The following is a 12,447-nucleotide window of genomic DNA, read 5'->3' as shown; positions in this document are numbered from 1 at the left end:
AAACACATGGAATCCAGCCCAGTGGCAGTCGTGCTTGACCGTTGACTTCGACCCGAACAACTAGGGTGATGGGACCCGACCCCATTACAGTCTGCACGAACATCTTCGCTATTGCTCGAGGTTCGTACCCCGTCTCCACTGATCGCTGACCGGTTCCTGCTCGAAAATTCGGGATGCGTTTTGTGTCCACGAGTCGCAATCGAGGTGTAAGTTGCACTAACCCCACCCGGCTCGGTTAGATATATTACAAAAATACTTTTGTAGAATCGGCAAGGAATTCGAACCGATGAAAATAGCAGTTATTGGTGGAGGTGTTTCTGGCGCGTCAGTAGCATACTTCCTTGGGCGGTTAGGAGGCGAAGATACGGAAGTTACGGTCTACGAAAGTGGCCATATCGCGGGCAACAAGGGTTCGACCGCATACTCTGCCGGCCTCGTTCGCCACACGTACTCGACTGCACTCCAGGTGAAGATTGCTCGCAGAGGCAGCGAGTTCCTGTACAATCTGGAAGAACACACCGGTGAGGACGGCGGTGTCCACAAGAATGGATACCTGAAGCTCGTTAACGAGGACGCCGAGGACAGCGTCCGGCGGATGGCGTCGTTCGTCGAAGACGTCGGTATCGATGTCGACCTAATCGAACCTGAGCGGATGGAGGAGGTCTTCCCCGGAATAGACACTACCGATGTCAGCCTCGGGATGTTGGACACTGCAGCTGGATTCGCAGACCCGTACTTGGTCACGAACGCGCTAATCAACAAGGCACGGGAATTCGGCGTGACGGTTCATACGAAGACCCCCATCGAGGATATCCAAGTGGAGAACGGGACCGTCGCCGCCGTCGAATCCAGTCGAGGGACCGAAGAAGTGGACGTAGTCGTGAACGCTGCCGGTCCGTGGGCCGGTCGGATTGGAGAGATGGTCGGACTCGGTCTCCCCTTGGATTGGCATGAATCCAAGCTCGTCGCACTCGAATCCGATACACCGTACGAACTGGATTACCCCTCGGTATCGGACGTCGCCGTCCAGCCGGATATCTACACGAAGCCGGAGTCCGGCGGCGAGTTCATCGTCGGCGGTATCGAGCGTCCCTCGGTCGATCTGGATACCGGAGTCGAGGGTGTCGACAACGAGTTCCTTGAGCACATCCTGGACCGGCTCGAGTTTCGGTTCCCGGAATTAGCCGACGCGAGGGTCATCGACTCCTGGTCGGGGGTCGTGACGATGTCGCCCGATTCGCATCACATCGCAGGTGAGACCGCTGCGGTCAACAACTTCTTCAATATTGCCGGGCCGAGCGGTCACGGGTTCAAGGAAGCGCCGGCATTCGGCGAGTCCATCGCCCAGGAGATCCTCGGCCTGGAGCCACGGTTTGACCTCACCCCGTACCGGTTCGAGCGGTTCGCGGAGGACGACCCGATCGAGCAGGACAAAGCGCTGTTCGGCGACCACCACGGGGAGGACTAACCGCCAACGAAACGACGAGTCGGATTCGAACCCGCGTAAGTGACGCCGGTTCACGAGAGTCCAACCGGCTCGTTCGAGCCCCGCTATCTGTGGGCAACAATTGTCCGAGGAACGTCCAGCTCTCTGGGACAGTAAACATTTAAGTAGAGAGAAACAGAGAGTGTGAATGCATGCCGAAGGAGATCCACGTAGACGACATGACGTGCGGTGGCTGCGAACAGACCGTCGAAGACGCCGTTCTGGAAGTAGACGGTGCCGAATCTGCCTCTGCAGACAGAGACACGGCGACGGTCACTGTCGAAGGCGATGCACCGGTCGACGAACTCGTCGAGGCCGCAGTCGACGCCGGCTACCCTGCCGAAGAGGCGTAGATTCCCGGAGCGCTGGAACCGGTGACTCGTTCCCCGGAGACGGGAGAGACAGTTGACGCATTTTTCCGGACAGCGTGTCCAGTCTCCCGCGCTTGCCCGTACTACTCTGGTTTGGACGGGCCGGACTGTTCCTCCAGCACGAATCGGAGGGAGATGTTCGGCGCGTCGAGGCGTCGATGTAGGTGGCCTGACCGGATGGTGCCAGGGGCGTCGTGTTGCATCGATGCAGCGGGGGTGAAGGAAAAAGTTTAACATCCAGAACAGATATTGAGCAATCGAGATGGCATTTGATCCTGATCAAGTAGAAACCGTTCTGGTCGACTCCTACAGTACACTGGTCGACGAGCTCTCGACACAGCACGCGTTCGAGCCCTACACCGACAAGCCGGAGGAGGCGGCTCGGCTCTGGGACCACCGGTCCACGATGTACGGTCTCGTCGGGACGAATTTCGAGGAGTTCCCGACGTGCCGCGAGAAGTACGAGCACGCGCTCGACTACACCGTTCGGACACTGGACATGGATATCACTCCCGAAGAGCAGGAGGAACTGCTGGGGGAGATCGACCAGATGGAGGTGTACGGCGACGTCTCCGAGAGCATCGAGGAGCTCGTCTCGGCCGGGTACGAGGTGTACGTGCTCTCGAACGGTGATCCTGATATGCTGGACCACCTCGTCGAACATGCCAACATCGAGGATCTCGTTTCCGATGCGATCAGTGCGTCCGAGGTGGGTCTCTACAAGCCCGATCGGCGTCTCTATCGGCACGCGGCATCGAAAGCCGACGCGGGCGTCGCAGAGATCGCCCACGTGACCTGTGCGTGGCACGACGTCCTAGGTGCGATGCGTACCGGGATGCAGGGCGTCTGGCTCAACCGTAGCGACGCAGTCTGGGAGACGATACTCGGAGAACCCGATCTGGAGGTCGATTCGTTCCCCGAGTTCGTCGAACTCGTCGCGTAATCGAACGGTACCTTCTCCGGATCTGCAGCCCATTAGTCGAACGACAGGTTACGTAACAATCCATAAACCGTTCTGTGTGGGGGAAACGTTTATATTGGTTCCCAGTCACATGTGAGGTAGCGCGACATGAGAGACAATATCACGGATCAGAATGTGGTGTCACTCGCATCGGACGTCGGCCGTCGTCGGTTCGTTCAATTAACAGGTATCGGGGTGGCAACTGGCCTCGCCGGCTGTATGGGAGGTTCATCCCCGGCCGGTTCGAACGACGTCACGGTTACGGCACCACGGACGATCACGAATCTGAGCCCCATGCATACACCGTCGAAGTTCACGAACATGCTGGCGGGGCGGCTGATGTACTCTCAACTGTCGGGGGTCACATACGACATGGAGCGGGAGAACGACCTCGCTACGTCCTGGGAGGCCCAGAACGACGACCTCAGTGAATGGGTGGTGGAACTCCGCGACGACGCAACCTTCCATCACAACGGGGAGACCGTCCAAGCGAAAGACGTTGTGGCAACCTATACCACAATTATCGAGAACGACCTCCCCCCGAGTGGGTCGCTCGGCGGTGTGGAATCGGTCGAAGAGGTCGACAGTTCGACCGTCGAGTTCACGCTCTCCACGGGGAACGCAGACTTCCCGGTGTTCGGCGCGAAGGGATGGGCGTCCATCGTCCCCAAATCCGCCATCGAGAACGACATCGACTCCATCAGCACCACCGACTACGGGAGTGGGCCCTTCATCCTCGAGTCGTTCCCGAGCGAGAACGAACTCGTCCTCAAACGGAACCCGGACTACTACGGGACCGACTCCGAGGGGAACAGCCTCCCCCTCGTCGACACGCTCACGTTCAAGACCATCACGGACAACTCGACAGCGATTACGCAACTCCAGAACCGCGAAACGGACATCGACCGTCGCACGGACATCTCCCAGATGAGTCGCGTCGAAGGACTCCCGAACGTGGAGCAGGCGACGGTCACGGGTGGGTCGTTCAAGGCGTTTGTGATGAAGACCTCCGTCGAGCCGTTCAGCGACAACCGCGTGCGGAGGGCCATGAAACTCGGTATCGACCGGCAGGAGTTCGTCGACAGCGTGCTCCAGGGCCACGGTCAGGTGGCGAACGACAGCATCATCGCGCCGTTCTTCCCGTTCCACAATGACCTCCCCCAACGCGAGCGCGACGTTGATCGCGCTCAGGAGCTTCTGGCGGATGCCGGCTACCCCGATGGCTTCCACCTGACGGAGGACTTCGACATCACGTTCTACACGCCCGGGCAACCGGCGACACAGCTGAACTCGGCGATCCTGTTCCAGGAGCAACTCCGGGAGATCGGGGTCGAGATGGAAATCGAGCAGCTTTCGTACGACCAGTACGTGAGCGAGGTCTGGGGACAGGCCCCTGCCTACTGCGGCTCCTACGGTACGAAGTTCAACGAGAACTCGCTGGTCTCGCGGCTGCTCCACTCTGACGGTCCGTGGTGGTCCGAGAATGAGTGGGAGAACGACGAGAAGGACCAGATCATCGAGGATGCAGCCCGGACCACCGACGAAGAGACGCGTCAGGAGCTCTATGGTCGACTCCAGGAACTCGAGCACGAGGAAGGCGCGTACATCATCCCCTTCTTCGAAAACCTGACGGCAGCCCAGGGAGAATGGGTCAATGACTGGCAGCGCCACCCCATCAGGGGCCAGGGCCTCTACGAACAGGTGTCGGTCGATGGAAATAACCAGGTCTGAAGCAAGATCTAAGTCACTCTAACAACGACTACATTAAAAATGAGAAATCTACTCACGTACGTTCTGAAACGGTTGGGATATACAGCAATAACGATGCTGTTGATCTCGATCATCGTGTTCGGGGTGACGGTTGTTCTGCCGGGGAATTCAGCGGAGATCATCCTCGGGCGGGAAGCAACGCCAGCAAAGGTTGCAGCGCTAGAACAACAGCTCGGCCTGAACCGGCCAGTGTACGTCCAGTATCTCGACTGGATTACTGGGTTCGTCACCGGAGACTGGGGAACGAGCTACACGCGGAACGGGCGTTCCGTGTTTACCCTCATCATCGACAACGGCTGGCGCTCGTTCCAGCTCGCGATACTCACGATGGCCACCGTCTCCATCCTTGCCATCCCCCTCGGCGTGATCGCGGCCGTATACCACAACTCGAAAATTGACCTAGGAATCAGTGGTCTCTCGTACCTGGGGATCAGTATCCCTGAGTTCGTGATGGGTACCGGACTGTTGATCCTGTTCGCTGGCCCGGTGTTCTCAGTTTTCCCCGCGGGCGGCTACACCTCCATCCAAAATGGCGGAGTAACGGGATGGTTGTCGTCACTGGTGCTGCCAGTCGTGACCATGTCGATACTCCTCACCGCGCACGTGATGCGGCTAACCCGGACGGAAGTCATCGAGACGCTCCGGGAGGAGTACGTACGCACTGCGAGACTGAAGGGGTTAGGCGAGTACAAAGTGCTGTTCAAACACACGCTCCGGAACGCGCTGTTACCCACTATCACGCTCCTCGCCCTGGACCTGGGCTACCTGATGGGCGGCATCGTCGTCGTCGAAGAGGTGTTCGCCTACCCGGGGCTCGGAAGCCTGTTGGTCGACGCTGTGATCAGTCGTGACATCCCGGTACTGCAGTCCACCATCATGGTCACGGCCATCGCGTACTCCCTCTCGAACCTAGGAGCGGACATCCTGTACTCGTATCTCGATCCACGGATCAGCTACGGAGCCGACACAGAGTGACCACTCATGGTTATGAACACCTCATACAACAACTACGAACCGGTTGACGAATCGGCCACCCTCGGTGACCACTCATGGATATGAATACCTCATACTCTACCGTTTCACGCACCGGCCTCGAAGCCTATCTCGAGCGTTTCAAGAAGGGCGTATTCCTCCTCCTTACGAACCGCCATAGTCTCGCCGGGCTCATCCTACTTACGCCAATCATCCTGATCAGCATCCTCGCACCGGAGATCGCAACGCACGATCCGACGGCGACGACGGGGCCGTCGTACGGCGCGCCCAGTGCTGAGCATTTCTTCGGGACGGACCACCTAGGACGCGACATCTTCTCGCGCGTCGTCTACGGCGGCCGCTCCAGTCTCGCCCTCGGGCTGTCCGCGACGGGTCTCGCCGTCGTCGTTGGTCTTCCACTCGGGATCATCGCGGGCTACACGGGTGGTCGCGTCGACGAGGTTCTCATGCGCCTGATGGACACGGTGCTGAGCATCCCCGCGCTATTGCTCGCGCTGATGATTGTCGCGATGCTCGGATCGTCGCTCGTGAACGCGGTCATCGCCATCGGCGTGGTGTACATCCCGGGTATCGCTCGCATCGCACGGAGCAGCACTCTCTCGATCACCGAAGAGGAGTACATAACGGCAGCGGAGGCCCGGGGGGAGTCCGGTATGTACATTTGGTTCAGAGAGATCCTCCCGAACGCGATCTATCCCGTAATCGTCGAGGCGTCGGTGAAGATCGGGTTCGCGATTCTCATGGGGGCATCGCTATCGTTCCTCGGTCTCGGAATCCAGCCCCCGACGCCCGACTGGGGGTACATGATCTCGACCTCCAGGGTCCACATCTGGAACTCGATCTGGTTCTGGTTCTGGCCCAGCTTGTTCTTGGCGTTGACCATCCTGGGTTTCAATCTCCTGGGAGACGGGATGCGCGACGCGCTCGACCCGAACGTCGAAGGTTCGAACACCCTCTAAGATGTCAAAAAATACCACTTCAACCAACGATATGCCCGCGGCGTCGAATAGTGCGACAAAGACCACGATGGAACCCCTCATCTCGGTGGACTCGCTCTCCGTCGACTACCGTACCAAGAGTGGACGGGTCAAAGCGCTTCGGAACGTCTCCCTCGACATCCACTCCGGCGAGACACTCGGAATCGCGGGAGAAAGCGGGAGCGGTAAGAGTACGCTCGCACAGGCCATCCTCCGGTATCTCGGCGACAACGGAGAAATCAGTTCGGGGAGTATCCAGTTCAAATCCCAGGATCTGACGACGGTGGGGAAGAAGGAGCTACACGAACTGCGCGGCAGACAGATTGCACACGTACCCCAGGACCCGGAGGCGTCACTCAATCCGAGTCTGACCGTCGGTGAACAGATCACGGAAACGATCATCGAGCACAGCGATATGAGCAAGCGGGAAGCGCGTTCGAGGATGCACGAACTCCTCACGGAGGTCGAAATCAGCGATCCCGAGTACAACGCAACCCGGTATCCGCACCAGTTGTCCGGGGGGATGAAGCAACGAATCCTGATCGCGATGGCGCTCTCGTGTAGCCCAGAGCTGTTAATCCTCGACGAGCCGACGACCGGACTCGACGTGACGACGCAGGCGAAGATCCTCGAGCTCATCCAGCACCTCAAAGAGGACCTGAACACGGCGATCCTACTGATCTCGCACAATCTGTCCGTGATCGCGCAGACCTGCGAACGCCTCACCATCCTGTATGCCGGTGAGGTGATGGAGAAGGGGACGGTCACGGAGGTCTTCAACGACCCAGCGAACCCGTACACGCAGGGGCTGTTGGCGGCGCTTCCGCGCATCGAGGAGGATACGAAGCTGGACCCAATTCAGGGACAGATTCCCTCCCTGTACGACATCCCCAGCGGCTGTATCTTCGCCGATCGGTGCGAGTTCGCGGAGGACCAATGTCGGACCGGCCAGATCGACATGCATTCCGTCGACGACGACAGCGACCAGTCTCATCAGACGCGTTGTTGTCGGCACGACAAAGTGCAAGCGGATCCGATTCTCCCGGAGACCCGCCAGTCCACGTCCACGAAAACGGTCGATCGCGACGCCGAACCTGTGTTATCCGCAGAGAACGTGAAGAAGCACTTTGGGAGCTCGAGTTTCTTCGACAAGATCTTCGGCGGAGAGGACCCGGTTCGTGCCGTCGACGGTGTGAGCCTCGACGTGAGGCCATCGGAGACGCTCGGGCTGGTCGGTGAGAGCGGGTGCGGGAAGAGTACGCTCGGGTCGTTGCTCCTGCGGCTACTCGACCTAGACGCCGGGACGTTGCGGTTCAAAGGCGAAGACATCACTGACCTCAGCGGGTCTGATCTCCGGGAGTTCAGATCGGACGCTCAGATTGTCTTCCAGAACCCGCACTCGAGTCTCAACCCTCGCAAACGTATCGAGTCCCAGGTCTCACGGCCGCTAGAGCTCTTCACGGACATGGAGTCCGACGAGCGCGAAGACCGGGTGAAGTCGCTCTTGGATCAGGTGAATCTGGACAGGGCGTACGCCTCGCGCTTCCCGGACGAGCTGTCCGGGGGCGAGAAGCAGCGGGTCGCGATCGCCCGTGCGTTCGCGGCGAACCCGTCGTTCGTCGTGCTCGACGAACCCCTATCGGGGCTCGACGTCAGCGTCCAGGCGAGTATCCTGAACCTGCTGTCGATGCTCAAGGAGGACTACGACTCGTCGTACCTGTTCATCAGTCACGACCTCAGTGTCGTGAAGTACCTCAGTGACCGTATCGCGGTGATGTACTTGGGGGAAGTCGTGGAGGTCGGCAGCCAGGAGTCGATCTTCGAGCCGCCGTACCACCCGTACACGCGGGCGCTCTTGTCCTCGAACCCGAGCCCAGATCCGAACAGCAAAAACCAGTTTGCAGGCCTCGAAGGAGACGTCCCGAGTGCGCGAAACCCCCCATCTGGGTGTAGCTTCCACACTCGCTGTCCGAAGGCGATCGAAGGCGTCTGCGACGTGGAAGAACCGGAGTTAGAATCGGTGGACACGAGTGACGACCCGGACCACAACATTGCATGTCATCTCGACGAATCCGAGATGGGGAAAGAGTTGTAACGTCGGTTCCGCTTTCGCCGGATCAAAACCCCACTTCGTCGCCTATCCTGTCGAACTATCGCGATACCGCGCGAGCGTTCTTCTAGCAATACCTGACATAGATTAGTCTGTCGATGGAGTTGATAGCGGTTTCGCAGAATCGAACTACCCGCCACTGCTTGGGACCCAAAGAGGAGAAAGGATTTGACTCGGTTATAGAAAGCTTAACCTGGGAAAAAGTATTGTAGCTGGAGTAGGTATGGGAAGGTATGCGCGACTTGGACGAGACGGATTTGGAGATCCTCTCGATGCTTACGGAAGATGCACGTCGGCCATTTAGCGAAATCGGGAAGAAAGTCGGACTGACCGGGCCGGCTGTCTCAGACCGGGTCAAGCGTCTGCAGGAGGCAGAGATCATCAATCGGTTCACTGTCGATATGAACCGGGGACAGCTGCGTGCAGGTATCCCGGTGTTCGTCCAGTTCGATAACAGCAAGGACGTCGCGGAAGAGCTACGGAGTCGACTAAGTGGGGCCAGCGGTATCGAACATCTCTTCGTCACCGCCGAAGGGAAGATCTGGGTGTACGGCCGTGCGGAAGGACAGAACGTCCGAAACTGGATCGAAGGGCTCCTCGAGGACATCTCGGCGGACTACTCGGTAACGCTCGTCGACGATCTCGAGTGGGCACCTTCGCTGGAAGGGACCGAGTTCGCGATTACGTGTGCCGAGTGTGGAAACACGGTGGACAAAGAAGGCGAGTCGGTCCGATTCGATGAGACCGTCTATCATTTCTGCTGTGGGTCATGTCGTGGTCGGTTCCAAGAGCGGTATCAGCAGCTTGAACAAGAGGCGTAGGGTTCTGCTCGTGCTCGCTTCATGTCGCCCGGACTGAACGTGTTCCGAGAATCCTATATTTAGCGTCATCGAGTCGAGGAATATGATGCTCCCAGAGATATTTTTTGACCCGGAGAAGCAGACCCTCGGGTTTGGTGGTTTTGATACCAAATTCTAGAGGGGGTAATAGTCGAATTTCGAAGTAGTAAAGCCACTAAAGGAGGAGCCCCTCTAGCATAACATGAAGGAGAGAACGATACATCTCGACATCACCGGGATGACCTGCGCTAACTGTTCGGCGACGGTGGGTGATGCCGTCGAATCTATCGAGGGGGTCACCGAGGCGAACGTCAACTACGCCACTGACGAGGGATCCGTCGAGTACGACCCCGAGGCGACCTCGCTCGACGAGATATACGCGGCGATCGACGAGGCGGGGTACAGTGCGGTGTCGGAGACGGTGACGATCGGCATCTCCGGCATGACGTGTTCGAACTGCGCGGAGACGAACGAGGAGGTCCTCGAATCGGTCCCCGGCGTCGTCAACGCCGAGGTGAACTACGCAACGGACGAGGCGCGGGTGACGTACAACCCCGCGACGACCTCGCGGCAAGCGATGTACGACGCCATTGAGGACGCCGGCTACTCGCCGATCGTGGAAGACGACGGCGACAGCGAGTCCGAGGAAAGCGCCCGGGACGCGGCTCGCAACGCCGAGATCCGGAAGCAGCTCCGTCTCACGCTGTTCGGTGCGATACTGTCGGTTCCGCTGATGTTCTTCATGGCCGAGGAGCTCTTTCTCGGTGGCGAGGTCCTCCCCGAGACCGTCTTCGGGTTCGGGTTCGGCTGGGTCCAGTTCGCGCTCGCGACCCCCGTCTACGTCGTCCTCGGCAAGCCGTTCGTCGAGAACTCCTACAAGGCAGTGGTCAAGAACGGCCGCGCGAACATGGACGTCCTCATCGCACTCGGCTCTTCGACCGCGTACTTCTACTCGGTCGCGGTCCTCGCGGACCTGATCGCCGGGAGCGTCTACTTCGACACGGCGGCGTTCATCCTCGTGTTCATCACGCTCGGGAACTACCTCGAGGCGCGCTCGAAGGGGCAGGCCGGCGAGGCGCTTCGGACGCTCCTGGAGATGGAGGCCGACACTGCGACGCTCGTCGAGGATGGTACCGAGCGGGAGGTCCCCCTCGAAGACGTCGAGGTCGGCGATCGGATGAAGGTCCGGCCAGGCGAGCAGATTCCGACGGACGGCGTCGTCGTCGACGGTCAATCCGCAGTCGACGAGTCGATGGTGACCGGAGAGTCAGTTCCGGTAGAGAAGGAGGAAGGCGACGAGGTCGTCGGTTCGACGATCAACGAGAATGGCGTCCTCGTCGTCGAGGCGACAAACGTCGGGGAGGACACGGCGCTCCAGCAGATCGTTCAGACGGTCAAGGAAGCCCAGTCTCGGCAGCCCGACATCCAGAATCTCGCGGACCGAATCTCCGCGTACTTCGTGCCGGCGGTGATCGTGAACGCCCTATTCTGGGGTACTGTCTGGTTCCTGTTCCCCGAGACGTTCGGCGGGTTCGTCGACTGGCTCCCGCTGTGGGGGCAGGTCGCTGGCGGACCGACTGTAATCGGTGGGACGGTATCGGCGTTCGAGTTCGCGGTCATCGTCTTCGCGTCGTCCGTACTAATCGCCTGTCCCTGCGCACTCGGCCTGGCGACGCCCGCCGCAACGATGGTCGGGACGACCATCGGTGCACAGAACGGCGTCCTGTTCAAGGGCGGCGACATCCTCGAACGCGCGAAGGACGTCGACACAGTGGTGTTCGACAAGACCGGGACACTCACCGCCGGCGAGATGGAACTCACCGACATTGTCGTCTTCGGCGGCGCCGACTCGGCCCCGGATGGCTACGACATGGCGGCCGACGGTGGATCGATGCGGAGCTACGATCAGTTCACCGAAGACGACGTTCTCGGACTGGCGGCATCGGCCGAGAGCGCCAGCGAGCATCCGCTCGCCCGCGCGATCGTCGACGGCGCCGAGGAGCGCGGTATCGACGTGACCGAGCCCGAGGCGTTCGAGAACGTTCCCGGACACGGTATCCAGGCGACAGTTGACGACAGCGAGGTCCTAGTCGGGAATCGGAAGCTGTTCCGAGACAACGGCATCAATCCCGAGCCCGCTGCAGAGACGATGGAACGGCTCGAACGCGACGGGAAGACGGCGATGCTGGTCGCCTACGAGGGCGAACTTGTGGGCGTGGTCGCCAACGCGGACACAATCAAGGAGAGTGCCAAAGACGCCGTGGGCCAGCTCCACGAACGCGACGTCGACGTAATGATGATCACGGGCGACAACGAACGGACCGCTCGTGCGGTCGCCAAACAGGTTGGGATCGACGCCGAGAACGTACGCGCTGAAGTACTTCCCAAGGACAAGTCCGGGGCTATCGAGGACATTCAGGCCGACGGTCGAAAGGCGATGATGGTCGGCGATGGGGTCAACGACGCCCCTGCGCTGGCGGTCGCGCACGTCGGAACAGCCATCGGTAGCGGTACGGACGTGGCTATCGAAGCGGCGGACGTGACGTTGATGCGTGACGACCCGGTAGACGTAGTGAAGACCATTCGCATCTCGGATGCGACGCTTCAGAAGATCAAGCAGAACCTCGTCTGGGCGCTCGGCTACAACACCGCGATGATCCCACTTGCGTCCCTCGGACTGCTACAGCCCGTGCTCGCAGCGGGTGCGATGGCATTCTCGTCGGTTTCGGTACTAGCTAACAGTCTCCTGTTCCGCCGGTACTCCGCCGAGCAAGACTACAAACTGCTCGGCCGGCTCCGCTAGGGAGGTCTCTCCGCTTCCTCGGCCGTCTTCAGTTCCGAGGATTCAATCGCAGGTCCGATCGAGTTTAGAACCCATCGGTGGAAGGCCTGTGTTCTTGGTCAGAGTCGACAGACCGTGCGCGCGAGTTCTGGGCGGAT

Annotated in this window: 9 protein-coding genes; all 9 read left to right on the top strand. The window is 59.8% G+C overall.

Annotated features, from left to right (window positions below; translation table 11 throughout):
- Positions 1–286 precede the first annotated feature (286 nt).
- Complete coding sequence (locus ACSFC7_RS25960) at positions 287–1,468, top strand: NAD(P)/FAD-dependent oxidoreductase (protein ID WP_436348168.1); 1,182 nt, start codon at positions 287–289, stop codon at positions 1,466–1,468.
- Between the two features lie 170 nt (positions 1,469–1,638).
- Complete coding sequence (locus ACSFC7_RS25955) at positions 1,639–1,839, top strand: heavy-metal-associated domain-containing protein (protein ID WP_436348167.1); 201 nt, start codon at positions 1,639–1,641, stop codon at positions 1,837–1,839.
- 280 nt (positions 1,840–2,119) lie between these two features.
- Positions 2,120–2,800, top strand: a complete 681-nt coding sequence (locus ACSFC7_RS25950; protein ID WP_436348165.1) for an HAD family hydrolase — start codon at positions 2,120–2,122, stop codon at positions 2,798–2,800.
- 237 nt (positions 2,801–3,037) lie between these two features.
- A complete protein-coding gene (locus ACSFC7_RS25945) occupies positions 3,038–4,549 on the top strand; it encodes an ABC transporter substrate-binding protein (RefSeq protein ID WP_436348164.1) in 1,512 nt (503 codons plus the stop codon).
- Between the two features lie 39 nt (positions 4,550–4,588).
- Positions 4,589–5,563, top strand: coding sequence for an ABC transporter permease (locus tag ACSFC7_RS25940; RefSeq protein ID WP_436348162.1), 975 nt, complete (start codon positions 4,589–4,591; stop codon positions 5,561–5,563).
- Between the two features lie 74 nt (positions 5,564–5,637).
- The gene (locus tag ACSFC7_RS25935; RefSeq protein ID WP_436348160.1) at positions 5,638–6,540 is read left to right on the top strand and encodes an ABC transporter permease; all 903 of its coding nucleotides are present in this window, start codon (positions 5,638–5,640) and stop codon (positions 6,538–6,540) included.
- 67 nt (positions 6,541–6,607) lie between these two features.
- Positions 6,608–8,653 (top strand): dipeptide ABC transporter ATP-binding protein, encoded by a 2,046-nt coding sequence (locus ACSFC7_RS25930; protein WP_436348159.1) that lies wholly within the window; start codon positions 6,608–6,610, stop codon positions 8,651–8,653.
- Positions 8,654–8,901: 248 nt separating this feature from the next.
- Positions 8,902–9,489: an AsnC family transcriptional regulator gene (locus ACSFC7_RS25925; RefSeq protein ID WP_436348158.1), complete on the top strand. Its 588-nt coding sequence runs from the start codon at positions 8,902–8,904 to the stop codon at positions 9,487–9,489.
- Between the two features lie 220 nt (positions 9,490–9,709).
- Entirely contained in the window at positions 9,710–12,310 is a 2,601-nt protein-coding gene (locus tag ACSFC7_RS25920; protein ID WP_436348157.1) for a heavy metal translocating P-type ATPase, read from the top strand.
- The last annotated feature ends 137 nt before the right edge of the window (positions 12,311–12,447 follow it).

Source organism: Natronorubrum halobium, assembly GCF_051351675.1.
Taxonomy (GTDB): Archaea; Halobacteriota; Halobacteria; order Halobacteriales; family Natrialbaceae; genus Natronorubrum.
The sequence above is the reverse complement of the archived record's forward strand: the minus strand, read 5'-3'. Positions and strand labels throughout refer to the sequence as shown.